The organism is Paenibacillus doosanensis (genome assembly GCF_025060755.1).
GTDB classification, from domain to species: domain Bacteria; phylum Bacillota; class Bacilli; order Paenibacillales; family NBRC-103111; genus Paenibacillus_S; species Paenibacillus_S doosanensis.
Genome location: NZ_JANYUY010000001.1, coordinates 522,932 through 538,578 on the forward strand (window position 1 = coordinate 522,932; position 15,647 = coordinate 538,578).

Genomic DNA, 15,647 nt, shown 5'->3' on the forward strand with positions numbered 1-15,647 from the left:
CTTTCTTCATTATTTAATCCCGGAATGGGCCATCGTTGCGATCACTTTCCCCTGGAATACGAGGAAGATGATTAAGTTGGGGACAAACATGATCATAGCTGCTGCTGCTGCCGCTCCCTGACGGGCTACGTTATTTGCCAGACCATTAGTCAGCGTCGAGAGAAAGAATGGAAAGTTCTTCATTTCATCGTCCTGCATAAACAAGGTAGATGTCTCCGTGTTCCCCCATGATCCTTGAAATGTAAGAATTGCTACCGTTGCTACCGCAGGCATGCAAATCGGAACTACGATGCGCAGGAAGATATGAATTTCCGTCGCTCCATCCATTCTCGCTGCTTCTAGCAGCTCATTAGGAAGCTGATCGATGAACTGCTTGAGCAAGAACACCCCCACAGGCATAGCTAATATGGGCAAGAGATGCCCTAAATAAGTGTTCATAATCCCCAAATGACTCGCCACGAGATAACGCGGAATTTGTACTGCCTCCGGAGCGAACATCAGCGTCAAAATAATCGTCGCGAACACGATCTTATGTCCGGGAAATTTATGCTTCGATATCGGATAAGCGCACAGCGCGCTGACGATCGTTACGCATACGACCGCTCCGCCCGAGATGACCAGACTGTTGAATAAGTAACGAGTCACCGGCACCGTGGAGCTCGACGCCACCAGGAACAGCTCGACGAAGTTCTGGAACGACGGCTCCCTGACGAAGATAGTAGGTGGGTACATGAAGAGCTCCTGATACGGCTTCAGCGCATGATTGAAAATAAAGATGAGCGGAAGCAGCATAAAGATCGAGAACAGCACAAGCAGGACAACGAGAATTTTTTGAAACATATCCATGGAATTGAGTTTAGACTTCTTTTTCTGCGGCTTGATTTTATTCCACCAAACGGCTGCGTTTTGCATTATTCATCCTCCTTGGAGCCGAACAATCCCCAGCAAAGTTTATTCGACACGTACATCAGAACGAGCAGGAATACGGAAATCGCAGCGGCATACCCCATTTCAAATCGAGTAAACCCATAATCCTCAATATGATTGATAATCAAGTGGCCCGAATACTGCGGCGTCGGATTTTGCCCCGATAGCTCAACTCCTATTAGCCCTGCCTTGAACGTCGATACGAGAGCCATCACCGCGCCGAACAGCATCTGCGGCTTCATCGACGGAATCGTGATGTACCAAATTTCCTGCAGCCTGCTGCTCATACCGTCGAGACGTCCCGCCTCGTACAGCTCCGGGTTGACGTTCAGTATGCCGGCCATCATCGCCAGGAAGCCGACGCCCATACTGGACCAGAGCGTAACGACGATCATCGAGTTCATCAGATAAGCTTTATCCGTCACCCACAAGAGCGGTTCGTCGATAAACCCGATTTGCAGCAAAATGCTGTTCAAATAGCCGAGACGGTCGCCGGACAACAGCGGCAGCCATACGATCGTCATCGCGATCCCCATCGTCAGCGACGGCGTATACATGGCCAGCGCAAACCATCTGCGCAGACTCGCCGGCAGTTGGGTAATCAGCCAAGCGAGCAGGAAGGCCAGAATGTAGCCGCCGGGACCGACGATCACCGCAAACTTGAACGTGTTCGGCAAGGCATATTTCAGGAAGGTCAAATCCTGTGAAATCAAGTTTTGAAAATTCGTCCAGCCGATAAAGCGAGGCGGCTCAATGGCGTTGAAATAAGTAAAGCTCAGGCACACGGCCGCAAGCACCGGCACCAGAATAAAAGCGATGAAGCAAAACATAAACGGTGCAATAAACAGATACGATAAGCGGTATGCCCAAATCTCGGACAGCAACGACTTTACTTTATCCGTCCATGTCAGCTTGACCGGAGCGGCCGGTTTCGTAGAAAGGCTTGCTTGGTTACTTAACATACGGATTCACCCCATCCCAAGGCTTGTCGACAACCGGCAAATCCATCGTTTTGATTATTTCGCCGTTTGCATCTATAAAGCCGAATTCCTGCTGCTTGCGCCGCAGCTCCCTGTTAATGTCCAGAACGGTCTGCTCGAGCGAGCTTCGGTAGTTCATGCCGTCCACCACCGCACGGTTCCAGGCGTTGTTGATCTCGCGTCCTACGAAGTAGCCGCCCGGCAGGTTCGGCATATCCTTATACCATCTCCACTGCTCCAGGATGACGTTCGCGTCCTCGCGCTTCCAAGGCAGCTTGGAGAACGCTTCGACGTTGGCCGTGTTCCAGCGGAACGACACTCCGTTAAACGCTTCCAAGTCCGATCCGTACCGTTCCTGCGTATCGGCGGAAGCCCACCATTTCATAAATTCCCATGCCTGGTCTTTCTTCTTGGAGGAGTTGAAAATAACCCCCGCCGTCTGTCCGCCGCCCGACCAGCGCGCGAGCGTGCCGTCCGGCTGACGAGTGCCCGGAATTTGCGCGATGCCCCAAGAGCCGTTCAACTCGGGCGCCGCCGCCGACAACTGGATGTACGTGTTATAATCGGCGAATCCGATCGGCATATCGCCTTTGCGGAAATGCTGATAGAAGCTCGATACGGAGCGGTCCATCGCATAAATATTGAACAAATCGGTCCACTGCTTGAACGCTTTGAAGCCTTCCGGCGTATCCAATGCGGTTTTGACGCCGTCTTTATCGAAGAATTCCGCATGATTCTGATAAATGAACGTCATATACTCGGCAGGAGGCATATAGAAGTTCATGTAGTTTTGCTGCAGCGTCGGCAGCATGTCGTACACATCGTCCCAGGTTTCGGGAATCGACAAGCCGAGCCGGCTCAAGATGTCCTTGCGATAGTACAGCACGTGGAACGCCTGCGTCTCCGGCACCGCGTAGTAGCCTTTATTATAGTAGAAAGGAAGCCACGAGCCCGGGCTGTAATTTTTGTACAAGTCCTTGAAATCAGGGAACTTGGATATATCGTATATACTGTTGCGGATCGCATAATCGACCGGCAAATCCTGCGTCAGCCCCAAAGCGATGTCCGGCTGGATGCCTGCGGCGTTGGCGAGCACGAGCAGCTGCGCGTTAGGCAGCAGGTTCACCTTGACCTGAATGCCGCTATCCGGCGTGAACGTCTCGTCGGCAAGCTCCTGCAGCTGCGTGACGTAGTCGCGACCGCGCTGGACCCATACGTTAAGCACCTTGTCGTCCAGATCGCTAAGCCGGTCCTTCGATTGGAACGAATAGAAGAAATTGACGACCATACCCTTCATTTTGGAGAACAAGGAAGCTTCCATCTCGGGAAAATGTTTCTCGACGGGCGCTACATATATTTCGTCGAATTGGAGCGGCTGCTGCACGAGCGTTTCGATAAAATTGCTCACCTTCTCGTTCATCGAGGAAATCGTATCCTTGTGGTACGGAATATCGTCGACTTTGCTGAGCAGCTCTTCAATATCTTTAATCGAAGTATTCAGGCTTTCGCTTACATTATCCTTGCGTCCGTTCACGGCCTGCACCTGCTCGGACAGCTTCTTCATCAAATCGGAGACCTCCGTCAGCCGCTTCGGCAAATCCGGCATATCCTGAGCGATTTTCCAGGTCCGGTTCTTGTCGTCCTGGCCGCCGGTCAGCGACTTCAGGTCCTGATCGATGCCCTGCAGAATGTCGGTAATCTCCTCAATGCCGATAATGATCGGCTTGAACGGATCATGCGTTACGGCCAGCGTCAGCGTATGCTTGCCTTTTTCCAAATAAAATTCGTACGGCTTCCCTTGATCGTCCGCCACAACCATTCCCTGCCATCCTGAAGCGTAAGGGAACCGGTAGGCGAGCATTTCCTGGAAAGGCACCTTCCCGTCAATGGCAATCCGGCGGAAGGAAGCTTTTTGCGATATTGTGTTTTGCAGCTCGCGAAAAGCCAGCTTGTATTTGCCGGACTCGGGAGCGTCGATCGTCCACGTGATCTCCTGGTTTTGGTTATACCATTTTTTACCTCCGATGCTGTTGAACGTAATCCGGCCTTTGGCCAGCGGAACCGTTCTCGGATCGGTATCGGAAGCCATCTGAATCGCCGAATCGTTCTTCCACTCGACGTCTTCGGCCTGCAGCGTAGCCGTATCCGCTTCTACCGGCTTCGATTGCGGGTAAGCGGCGGCGACTTCTTGATAAGTCTTCGGTTTCGTCTGCGGCGCCAGCTTGATCGATTCGAGCGCCACAGGGTCGAAACTCTGCAAACGAATCGTATGCGTCCCTTTGCTGAAGTACCACTGCAGCGGCTCGGAGTAAGCGCCGCCGGAATCGCGGAGCGGCTGCACCGACCAATTCGAGATGTCCTCGGATTTCGGCCTGATGTCGTTGCCGTCGATGTCCTTCTTGATCGTAAGAGCGTCCTTCCACTGGCGGTACAGCGCGATGGAGGACGCCTCCCGGAACGGATGAGCTCCGTCCAGCTTGACGTCCCAGTTGACGGGGCGGCGAAGGCTCTTGCCCGTATACGGACGGTACGATACCTGCATTTCGTACAGGCCGTCCGCCGGAACCTCCACTTGATATTCGACCCAGCTCTCCTTCGGACTGTTCCACAGGAGCACTCCGCTCTTGCCCTCGTAGCTGCCCACCGTGGCGGCGGCTTCATCGGATTTCTTGGAAACATCGGCCGCCTTGATCTCGATCGAAGCGGTTCCGGCCTTGATCCCCTTATCCTGCCAGCCCTTCAGTACAGTCGCGTAATACGGCTCGAATTCGTTGGCTTTCACGACCTGGCGCTGATTCGCCGGCGCAGCCTTGGCCGCCGTATCCGTCTGCGCCGCTGCGGGCTTCCCGGCGTCGGCATTGGCGGTGTCGGCCGCAGCAGCCTGCGGCAGCGACGGAAAAGGCGTGCACGACAACCCCAGCGACCCGATCATCAGAACCGCAAGAAAGCGCTTGCGTATGCGTTTCCATTTTACTTGCAATTCAGTCACTCCTTTCTGCCTCCCGGCGTATTAATCCATAATCCGCTCGCCGGTTTCGTTATAGAAGAACAGGGCCTTCGACATGTCGACGGCGACCTGAACCTTGTCTTCTTCGTCATAGTGGTACCGCGGATTCACCCGCACGATGAGCATTCTCTCCTGGCCGATATCCAGATGCAGATAGCGGTCCGCTCCCATCAGCTCGCTCAGCTTGTGCGTACCCGGAATGACCGCGTTCGGAAACGCCTGGAACACCATCTCTTCGAGACTGATATTTTCCGGTCTGACCCCCAGGGTGATCATTTTGTTCACCTGTTTGTTTTTGATCAGAGCGTGGGCTTTGCCGTCCGGAATCGCGAGCGCGAACCGCTGGGTATGAAATTCAAGCTTGCCCTGGGCGTTCTCCGTAATCCGCCCTTCGATGAAATTCATCGGCGGGGAGCCGATAAAGCTGGCGACGAACGTGTTGCTCGGATTCGTATAAATGACCTCCGGCGTATCGACCTGTTGAATAATGCCGTCCTTCATGACAACGATGCGGTCGCCCATCGTCATCGCTTCGATCTGGTCGTGCGTCACATAAATCATCGTCACGCCGAGCGTTTTGTGCAGCTTGATAATTTCCGTTCTCATCTGCACCCGCAGCTTGGCGTCCAGGTTGGAGAGCGGCTCATCCATCAGAAACACCTGCGGATTGCGGACAATGGCGCGTCCGAGCGCCACCCGTTGACGCTGACCGCCCGACAGCTGCCTCGGCTTGCGGCTCAAATATTGCTCGATCTCCAGCACGCGCGCGGCCCGCTTGACGGCCAGATCGATCTCGTGCTTCGGGAGCTTGCGCAAGCGCAGGCCGAAGGCGATATTCTCGTATACGCTCATATTCGGATACAGCGCATAATTCTGGAACACCATCGCTATGTCCCGATCCTTCGGCGGCAGATCGTTAACCAGCGTATCTCCGATGTAGATCTCCCCTTCGGAAATGTCCTCCAGGCCGGCAATCATTCGGAGCGTCGTCGATTTCCCGCAGCCGGACGGACCGACAAAGACCAAAAACTCCTTATCCTTGATTTCCAGATGGAAATCCTTTACGACCGGGTGCTTATCCTTCCCGTATCGCTTATACAAATGATTGATAAGAATTCTCGCCATATTCCCGCCTCCACGCACAAATTTGCTTTATCTTAGAAACTATTGTAATGAATTCCGTGTGAAGATGGTGTGAATAATTGGGAGCCAAAGCAGAATAGTCCATGTTTAATGGTTATATTCACCATTTTTATTTAAAAAGGACTATGTTAATGTCTATACTATTGGAAAATAACGTCAACCTCAGGGAGTGATTGCATGACTGCATCCGCGCAAAACGGGACCGCCGTTTCGGATAAAAAAAAGCTCGTCCAGCGCTATTTAACGTTTCTCAAGCCTTACCGGCTCACGCTTTTGCTCATTTTATCGCTCGGGATTGCGCAATTCGCCGTGCCGATGATCGGACCGTGGATGACCAAAATTTTGATCGACGACGTGCTCCCCCAAAAGGAAAGCTTCTGGACGCTGGGCAGGGCAGTGACGGTTCTGGGAGCCGTCTACGCCTTCGGAATATGGATTAATTTCTTACGCAATACGATTACGTTCAGACTGGGAAACCGGATGGTCTACGACATCCGCCATCAGCTGTATCAGCATATGCAGAAGCTGTCGCAGCGATTTTACGACAACCGGCAGGTGGGCAGCATTGTTACGCGGATGATGAACGATGTGAACGGGGCGCAAAATCTGGTGAACGGGGGCATTATCAATCTCGTAATCGATTTGTTTCTCGTCTTTTTCGCCGGCTTCATGCTGTTTAAGATCAACTGGCAGCTCGCTCTGCTGTCGATGTGGCTGCTGCCGCTCTACTACTTGACGTTCGCGAACATGAACGTGCGAATTCGGCTGTCCTGGCGTTCGGTGCACCGGCAGATGGAGAGAATTCAGGGGGTTCTCGTCGAGAAAATTTCCGGAATGAAGATCGTCCAATCGTTCAACCAGGAGAAGAAGGAGATGGAGCGGTTCGAGAAGCAGGCCAAAAACCATATCATGCACGCCAACAAAGCTCAGCTGCTGGCCAACTCGCTCGGGCGGATCAGCCAAACCTTCACGCAGACCGGGGGGCTGATCATCTGGTTCACCGGAGGCTTGCTCGTGCTTAAGGGGCATATGACCATCGGCCTGCTCGTCGCCTTCCAAGCGTACTTAAGCCAGCTGTACGGGCCGATCCAGCGGTTCGCGGAGGCGAATGCGACGATCCAGAACTCGCTCAGCAACATCGAGCGCATCTTCGAGGTGTTCGACATCGAGCCGGAAATCATCGTGAAGGAGAACCCGGTCCGGCTGCGGCAGTGCAAAGGCAGCGTCGTCTTCGACAACGTGACCTTCACCTATGTCACCGAGCGGCCGGAAGACAAGAAGGAGCCCGGCAAACACCATGATCCCGATCTGGTGGACATGATCCTGCCGGCCAAAAAATTTTACCTCATTCCGCCCAAAACGAAGCCCGATCCGCCGCGGGTCGTCACGGAAAAGCGGACGGCGCTGCGCAACGTCAGCTTCACTGCCGCCCCCGGGGACGTCATTGCGCTCGTCGGGCCGAGCGGCGCCGGCAAATCGACGCTGATCAATCTGATCCCGCGCTTCTACGATCCGGACGAGGGCGCCGTTTATTTGGACGGCGTCGACTTGCGCGACTGCGACCTGTCCGACGTGCGAATGCAAATCGCCGTCGTGCTGCAGGACAATATGCTGTTCTCGGGCACGATTTATGAGAACATCGCTTACGGCAACCCGGACGCCGAACGCAAGCAGGTCGTCGAAGCGGCCAAAGCGGCGAACGCCCACGGCTTCATCCGGGAGATGGACCAAGGTTACGATACGATCGTCGGCGAACGGGGCGTCCGGCTGTCCGGCGGGCAGAAGCAGCGGATCGCGATCGCCCGCGCCCTGCTCAAAAACCCGCGCATCCTCATCCTAGACGAAGCCACCTCCGCTCTCGACGCGGAGTCGGAAGCGCTGGTGACGGAGGCGCTCGAGAAGCTGATGAAAGACCGTACGACCTTCATCATCGCCCACAGGCTGGCTACCGTCGTAAGAGCCGATCAGATTCTCGTCATCGATCAGGGCCGGATTGCGGAGCGCGGCACTCATCAGGAGCTGCTGAGGCAAAGCGGGCTGTACCGCGAGCTGTACGAGAAGCAGCTGAAGGCGATGAGGCCGGACGAAATGCTGGGCGTCGGCTTCGGCACATAGGCTGCGGATCGGCGCCTCCTGACGAAGCCGTTTCATCCGCTGTAATCTTCTTCGCATCAGAGGCGAGGGGGACGGCGGCTGACGTTCCGCTCCGCGGTTCTTTCCCCGATGATGCGCTTGCGGCTGCCGGACAGGATATCCCGGTACCCGGCAACCGCAGCGTTACTCCAGCATTTTCCCGAGCGGCTTGAACAGCTTGTCCACCAATTGAGTCGGGCCGGGCATCTCCGGGAAAAAGATCAGCAGCACGCCCAGTACATACCCGAAAAGGGTGAGCACGATAAACGCCCCTTTCTCCTTGGCCGAGTATTGCTTCATCTTGGGCCATTCATAGGCGATCATCAGAATGACCAATACGGTGATCGACATCAACGTTCCCCAGCTCATCTTATTTTTTCACCTCGCTTTCCGGGCGGTTCGCCCCTACGGTCGCCATATCGGTGCGAAGTATTCGCGCCGAGGCCACAATCTGAACCTCTACTTCCGGGAAAATATCGTCCCAATGGTCCTTCGTCTTCTCCCATTCCTTCGGATACTTGCGGTGAAACGCTTCGGCGAAGTTGAAGATATCGGCGTTCAGCTGCTTCTGCGGGTGCACCAGAGCCAGTTTAATTCGCTCTTCGATGTCCTTCGCCAGCTCTTTCTCCAACTTTTTCGTCAATTTGGGATCGCTTAAATTGAGATTCGTCGTATTTTGCATCACATCGTCTTCCGTATGAATTTTGACCGTCATGCTCCATTTATCTCCCTCAATCTTCGGAACGAGCTCGCTGGAGCTTCTCAGCAGCTTCACCGACACATGCCCTTTGCCTTCCTTGGGCTCGATTGTGACGATGGACGTCTTCACTTCGTTTCTAAGCCAGAGCAAGCCTCTGGTCAGCTTATCGTCCAATCGGCCGACCAGGCGGTCTTGTTTCATTATGGCGGTACCGTTGATGAAGCCTACCGTTTGGTTCGGCTTTTGATTTTTCTCGGGCGGAAGCACTTCGATCCAGGGGACCGCCGCCGCTTGAGCGTCGCCGATCAGCATTTCGGCCAAATCCTTGACCGTCACCTTCATGCCCGTCTGCAGCTTGGCCATCTCCCGCAGCACTTCCGCGGAGCTTCTCTCTATGGGCGGCAGCAGCGACAATATGTTCTTGGCCTCCCCTTTGCTGATGAAGACATCCGCCCGCTCCCGCGGACCGGGCTCCCGCATTATGAAGTCGACCTGATCGCGAATCCCCTCTCTCGCCAGCTTTTCGCCGAAGATGAAAATTTCGCAATGCCCCCAGAAAATCCGCCTCGGAAACTCCTCCTGCAGCTTGGACATGGCATCGGCCAGCGTAACCCCCCGCGCGGAACGGACCAGCGTCTGGGCGTTACCGCTGCTGGCACCCGTTCCCGAAGCGCCCTGCTCCCCGCTTCCCGAAGGCTTCGGCACATAAACCTCGATCGACAGCTCGATCATCGCATCCTCTTTTTTATCGAGACCCGCCGCCATAATGAGCGTCAAATCGTTAACCTCGACCCGGTCCCAGCAACCCGTAAGCGTAAGCAGCAAAGCGAAGCCGCCGATGACAGAAAGCGCGGGCCGTAACAGCCGCATTCCTGATTGCGCGATGCCGTTGCCGTAATTCATGCGGTACCTCCTGCTTTCGTTTTGCGGATCATAGCAACAATAACTAAGAGAATCGGCAGCAAATACTGTACGGTAGCATAATAGAATGGGCCTCTCGTCCCGATCGTGCGGCCGAGCTCCTGCAAATTGGTGGCCGACCAGACGCTGAACATCAGCAGGAGCAGCCCTATCGGGAACACGAGGACGCGGTACCCGGACAGCCCAAGCCACTGCGCCGTCCCAAGCGCAATGATATAGAAGAAGGTAGAGATTTTAATGAAAATACCCAAAATCCAGATAGCCATTACGATAGCCTCCACATGCTCGATGAAATCTCCCGCTTGAATGTAGCGCGCGGCGAGAAACGGAGAATAAATGACGCTGGCGGATAGACCGCCGTACAAAGACCATACGACCAGGTTCGTTATCAGCAGCGTTGCCATCACCGCCATAATCGACATTCCGCATAAGCGCATCCCCTTCGAGCGGTCGATCAGCAAAGGAAGCAAAAAAGCGATAATCATATATTCCCCATACCAGCCGCCGATAGGGATTAGCGCCCCCAGCAAGGAGGGCTTCATTCCATGCTCCATCACCGGCAGAAGCCTTCTTAAATCCAGTTCCGGAGTCAGCAGCAGCACGACCGTTACGAACAGGACAATAATGAGAGGCACGAATACCATCGCGCTTCTGCCGATCACCTCCACTCCCCCGCGAACCGCGAAGGAGGATACGAATATCACGCTCCCCATAATTAGAATCAAAGGCGTGCGGGAAAAAAAACTGCCGACCAGAAACTCGCCGTACTCCCTGACGACATAGCCGTTCAGCTGAAGATAGAAAAAGATAATGATCAGCCCGATAAGTTTGCCCGGAAACCATCCGGCTATGGCCGTGCTGTATTCGACGATCGACTGCTGGGGGAACCGGTTGTGAAGCCAGAAGCAAATCCATACGATGAAGCAGCCTCCTGCAGCGCTCCAGATCGCCGAGATCCACATATCCCTGCCCGCAATGACGGCCAGCATCGAGGGGAGCAGCAGGATTCCGGTAATAACTACCGTCGGATACAGCATAACGGCCATTTGCAGCGAGCTGATTTTGCCTTTTTCTATCATGGTCAGGTCTCCCCTCCGTGCGCAAACTGGCGCTCAGCTTCCGGCAGGCGCAATCTTCTTGCGAATTAGCGCGATGAAAGTGAGCAGCATGGGCAGTACGATTTTGAGCGTAATATAATAAGCGGCTCCGACCTTGTCGAAAAAATCCGACATCACCTGCACATTCGGCGTCACCCAGGAACTGAACGGCACAAGCAAAAACCCCACTGGATAAACGATCCGCCGGTAATCGGAAAAGTTGAGCCACTGCGAGAAAATAAGCAGCAAGCAGTAGTAGTAGACGCATATTTTAACAAAAACGCCCATCACCCATATCGCCATCACCATCGCTTCCGTATGCTCGATGAAATCAGCCAGGCTAATATATCTGGAGGCGACCATGACCGGATAAGTATACTTGGACGCCAAATGGCCGAATAGCAGCAAAATGACCATATTGATGAGCACCATAGTCACAGCGACGACAGCGACCGATAATAAACCGTGCTTCAAGCCTTTGCGCTGATCCGCCAAAACCGGCAGAAAAAAGGTGATCAGCATAAAATCGCTGAACCAGCTGATCTGGGGAACGGCTCCCCGAACGGACGGTCCGAGCCCGCCGCCCAAAACCGGAAGCAGCCGGATAAACTTGAGCTCCGGGATCAGCAGCATGAGAATAAGCAGCAAAAAAATAATGATGAGCGGCACGAACACTTGCGCGCATCGTCCCAACACTTCCGCGCCGCTGCGCACGGCTATCGCGCAAACGAACACCATGCAGCTGGTGACGACAATCGCAGGAGTGCGCTGCAAGAAATTGCCGACGACGAATTCCTCGTATTCCCTGATAACAAATCCCGTATCCTGCAAGTAAAGGAAGAAAACCACGAAGCCGAAGCATTTGCCGAGCCATTTGCCGATAATAAGCTCGCTTGCTTCCACGATGCTCTTTCCCGGGTACAGCGTATGAAGCTTGTACATGGCGTAGACCAGAACAAAGCCGACGGCGCAAGCCCATAAAGGGGAAAGCCAGGCATCCTGCTTTGCGTATTTGACGGTAATGGCCGGTAAAATCAATATAGCGGTAGCCAAAATGGTGGGAAACATCAGCATTCCCATTTGCATGGCCGTTAATCTTCCCTTTTCGATCATCCGCTTCCATCCCCTTGCGGCGGTTTGGGCCTAAGCCCCGGTGCCTGTCGCCGACGGTTCACAGTGCCGGTTAATTTCGGCCTTATGCTTCTGGCCCATAGCGGCGTACGGATTAACACGTCCTGAACCAGGTTTTTATGCATGGGCGCAAGAGATGACAAATAAGGAACGCCGAAGGAACGCAGCGTGCACAAATGAATGACGATGGTAATAATCCCCAGCATGAGGCCGAGAAGTCCGAGAAAGCCGGCGAGAAACATCAGCGGGAACCGGAGCAGCCGGATCGATATGCCCAGCGTATATCGCGGGAAGGTGAACGAAGCGATGCCGGTAAACGCGACGACCATAACCATCGGCGAGGAGACGAGCCCTGCGGAAATGGCCGCCTGACCGATGACGAGAGCGCCGACGATGCTGACCGCAGGTCCGACCTGCTTCGGCAGGCGCAATCCCGCTTCCCTTAACGCCTCGAAGGTAATTTCCATCAGCAGCGCCTCGATCAGCGCGGGGAAAGGGATCTCTTCCCTCGACTTGGCTACGCTGAGCAGCAGCGTCGTCGGAATCATCTCTTGGTGGTATGTCAAAATAGCTACATAAGCGGACGGAATGGTCAAGGCGATGACAAAGAAGCAATAGCGCAGCCATCGGATGAACGTTCCCGCCCAGAACGTCTGGTAGTAATCTTCCGGAGACTGGATCAGCGAAAACAGCGTAATCGGCATTACCAGTACCGAAGGAGAACCGTCGATGATAACCGCCGCCCGGCCTTCCAGCAAATTGCCCACAACGACGTCGGGCCTTTCCGTAGAGAGCATCTGCGGGAACGGCGTGAGCGGGTTGTCGCCGATCAGTTCCTCAACATAGTAGCTGTCGAGAATGCCGTCGATATCGATGCGCTGCAGCCGGCTTATAATTTCATCGATTAATGCGGGATCGACGACCCCTTTGATATAAGTGACGACTACCTCGGTTTGCGTATATCGCCCGATCTTGAGCGATTTCATCTTGAGCGCCGGGCTCTTGATGCTTCTTCGCAGCAAAGAAGTGTTGACACCCAGAGCTTCCGTAAACCCGAGCCGCGGTCCCCGTACTACCGATTCGGCAACAGGCTCCTCGATATTCCGTTTCGGCCACTTGGCCAGGCCCAATGATACCGCTTGATTGTCGCCGTCGACGAAGATGACAGGATTGCCCTTGGAAATCTCGTCGGCAGCTTGATCAAACGTCGCAATTTCCTTGGCGTGGCATACGCTGATGCTCTTTGAAATAATCGATCTGCCCTTTTCGGATTCGGCGACGCCTTCCATGAGCGGATTAAGGACGTGCTGATCTATCATATCGGTATCCGACATCTCATCGATAAAGATAAGGAACGCATCCGTTATACCGCCGATTTTAAAGTGATGGAATACGATATCCGAGCAATCTTCATACAAGGAGGACAAGTAGTTGTAATTGTCGTTCAACTCTATGAAAATTGCTTTGCCCGCCGTTTGCGTTTGCTGCTGCGGCTGCACCGCCGCTGCGGCGGATTGCGCAGACGCGCGGGATTTCAACGGTTTCTTGGCAAGCCACTTGATGAAGTTCACAGAGCATCCCCTTTTCGCACAGATTGTCGCCGTAAAATTGGTATGGATATTCTCCATTCTCACCCAAGAGCCGTTTTTTTATCCAAAACTCCGCAGTTCTTCCATGCGGCGAAAACGCCGACTGTATAATGCAAAAAAAGAGACCGCGGACAGCGAAGTCCACGATCTCTCTTTCACGAAATATCTGCTATCGATTAGGGCTGAACCAGCGTTTTCACGAGTCTTGTCGCTTCGCCGTTCGGCGTATCGATCGACTCGTACAGCTTGACGGTAATCGGAGAGCTGACCTGGTCGGTTTTAATATTGCTCAGATCTATCGTCTGTTCTCCGCTTACCAGCTTATTATCGCCGGTAAACGGCACGGTTTGCGAGCCTAACGACCGGCCCGCGCTGTCTACAAGCTCGACTTTGAACTTGGAGAAGTTCTGATCGACAACGACGTCCTCCAGACGGTTCACGGTCAGCCACAGCTTCAGCTTGTAGGAATACGTCAAGCCTTGCCCGCCCGCGGCCGTATTCGTGAAGGCGGACAGCGTCCAATCGTCCAGCTTCACGTTGAACGGATAGAACGACATCAGCGAATCGTCCGTATCCTTTTGAACGGCGACGTTGAAATTGGCGATCGTGCTGCTGTACGGAGCCGCCGTCACGTTGTCGAGCAGCTTCATCGTCATCGTCTCTCCGGATTCCGATGCCGGAATCATAAAGGAATAGCTGACGACATAGCCGAGGTTCGGCATCAGCTCGGCCGCCGTCGTCGATTGACGGGTTCCCGCATAGCTGGAGCCGTCGCCTCCGACCAGCTCGGTCTGGAAGGCAGGCGTCGCTACCGTCATATCGCTCTTGTTCGATATTTTGAACTTGGCGACAACCGATTTGAAGCCTTCTCCTTCATTCTCATGCATATGAAGCTCGACAAGCGATACTTCCGTCTTCGAATCGATCAGATGATTGAGCGGGTCCACCGCTATCGGCGAGCCGATCGTATAATCGCCGGCCGTATTCGAAGGCGACGACGGCGTCGGCGCCGCGATGATCAGCCGCGCGACATCGAAGCCCGGCTGGGTCTGCGCCGATGCTCCGGCGGCCGACCCGGCAGCGGCTCCGCCCGCCGCGCTTCCCGCTCCTGCCCCGGCGGCTCCCTGAGCCGAGGAGGCGCCACCGGCCGGAACGAAAGCTTCCGTCGTCATCAGCAGCAAGCTCTGCAGCGAGACGTCCTGATCCAGCGTTACCGAGAAATGCACGTACTTCTTCTCTCCTGCGGCCAATGTGACCGGCTCCTGCTCCACTCTTTTCCCGGCGTACGTTTTATCGGCCGTCTTGCCGTCCAGCCGGAAATCCGGTACGGTCTCCGTGCCGGTACCTTGGTTGTCCGCAAGCACAGTAATCAGATATGAATACCCGTTAGCGTCGTTTTGCTTACTCATTTCCACCGGCGTGTAACGCAGCGGGGAGCTGGACGAAGGCAGCGAGAACGTCTCGCCCCAGGCGATGTTGGCCGACGGATCGGTCAGCTCTCCCTTCGTTCCGTACCATACGCTCGAGGTTACCGGAACGTTCAGCAGCACCTTCTCCGTCTTCGGATACGTGTACTCGTCGACCTCGACGAACGACAGCTCGCTGATCTCCGCATCGGTCGGCCGGTCGACCGTAACCATATAAGTGAGCTCCGCGCTTTCCTGAGCCATCAAGGAACGGGCGTTGGCGCTGCTCGCTTGCAGCGTGTACACCGTTCCTTCCGTCGTCTTCACCCTGACTTCGTAATCGGGCACGCGGGCCATCGCTCCCGTATTGTTGGTCAATCCGACCAAAGCCCCGATCTGCAGGCCGCCCGACGTGCGGTTGACCGACACGCTTTTGACTACGGCGGACATCGATTCGTTCAACGAATACGAGGCGCTGCTAACTACAGCTGCCGCGGGCGCGTCATCCGCCATCGCGGGAACCGACGAACCGATCAGCGCTACCGATAACACGGTAGCGGCCATCGCCGCTCTCCAGTTTGTTTTCATCTTTCTTTGCCTCCCTTAGAAGGGT

Annotated in this window: 11 protein-coding genes; 1 reads left to right on the plus strand and 10 read right to left on the minus strand. The window is 54.6% G+C overall.

The features are described 5' to 3' along the window. Positions 1-9: 9 nt before the first annotated feature. From N0M98_RS02305 to N0M98_RS02320, 4 genes are read right to left on the minus strand one after another with little or no spacing between them, the layout of a single operon-like run. The gene (locus N0M98_RS02305) at positions 10-912 is read right to left on the minus strand and encodes a carbohydrate ABC transporter permease (protein WP_259616819.1); all 903 of its coding nucleotides are present in this window, start codon (positions 910-912) and stop codon (positions 10-12) included. Continuing rightward, positions 912-1,889, minus strand: coding sequence for a carbohydrate ABC transporter permease (locus N0M98_RS02310; RefSeq protein ID WP_259616820.1), 978 nt, complete (start codon positions 1,887-1,889; stop codon positions 912-914). Before N0M98_RS02310 ends, N0M98_RS02305 begins: the two co-directional genes overlap by 1 nt. Further along, the gene (locus N0M98_RS02315; RefSeq protein WP_259616821.1) at positions 1,879-4,896 is read right to left on the minus strand and encodes an extracellular solute-binding protein; all 3,018 of its coding nucleotides are present in this window, start codon (positions 4,894-4,896) and stop codon (positions 1,879-1,881) included. Before N0M98_RS02315 ends, N0M98_RS02310 begins: the two co-directional genes overlap by 11 nt. Before the next feature lie 21 nt (positions 4,897-4,917). Then, positions 4,918-6,039 (minus strand): ABC transporter ATP-binding protein, encoded by a 1,122-nt coding sequence (locus N0M98_RS02320; protein WP_259616822.1) that lies wholly within the window; start codon positions 6,037-6,039, stop codon positions 4,918-4,920. Between the two features lie 195 nt (positions 6,040-6,234). On the opposite strand from N0M98_RS02320, the gene N0M98_RS02325 reads away from it, so the two are divergent. Next, entirely contained in the window at positions 6,235-8,172 is a 1,938-nt protein-coding gene (locus tag N0M98_RS02325; protein WP_259616823.1) for an ABC transporter ATP-binding protein, read from the plus strand. Positions 8,173-8,334: 162 nt separating this feature from the next. On the opposite strand, the gene N0M98_RS02330 is transcribed toward N0M98_RS02325, so the two are convergent. The 6 genes from N0M98_RS02330 to N0M98_RS02355 form a co-directional block, all read right to left on the minus strand. After that, the gene (locus N0M98_RS02330; protein WP_259616824.1) at positions 8,335-8,559 is read right to left on the minus strand and encodes a hypothetical protein; all 225 of its coding nucleotides are present in this window, start codon (positions 8,557-8,559) and stop codon (positions 8,335-8,337) included. 1 nt (position 8,560) lies between these two features. Then, positions 8,561-9,793 (minus strand): Ger(x)C family spore germination protein, encoded by a 1,233-nt coding sequence (locus tag N0M98_RS02335; RefSeq protein WP_259616825.1) that lies wholly within the window; start codon positions 9,791-9,793, stop codon positions 8,561-8,563. Next, positions 9,790-10,890, minus strand: coding sequence for a GerAB/ArcD/ProY family transporter (locus N0M98_RS02340; protein ID WP_259616826.1), 1,101 nt, complete (start codon positions 10,888-10,890; stop codon positions 9,790-9,792). The genes N0M98_RS02335 and N0M98_RS02340 overlap by 4 nt, the downstream gene beginning before the upstream one ends. 33 nt (positions 10,891-10,923) lie before the next feature. Continuing rightward, on the minus strand, positions 10,924-12,021 hold the full coding sequence (locus N0M98_RS02345; RefSeq protein ID WP_259616827.1) for a GerAB/ArcD/ProY family transporter: 1,098 nt from the start codon (positions 12,019-12,021) through the stop codon (positions 10,924-10,926). Next, positions 12,018-13,610, minus strand: coding sequence for a spore germination protein (locus N0M98_RS02350; RefSeq protein WP_249862025.1), 1,593 nt, complete (start codon positions 13,608-13,610; stop codon positions 12,018-12,020). Before N0M98_RS02350 ends, N0M98_RS02345 begins: the two co-directional genes overlap by 4 nt. Before the next feature lie 194 nt (positions 13,611-13,804). Then, complete coding sequence (locus N0M98_RS02355) at positions 13,805-15,622, minus strand: hypothetical protein (protein ID WP_259616828.1); 1,818 nt, start codon at positions 15,620-15,622, stop codon at positions 13,805-13,807. Positions 15,623-15,647 lie beyond the last annotated feature (25 nt).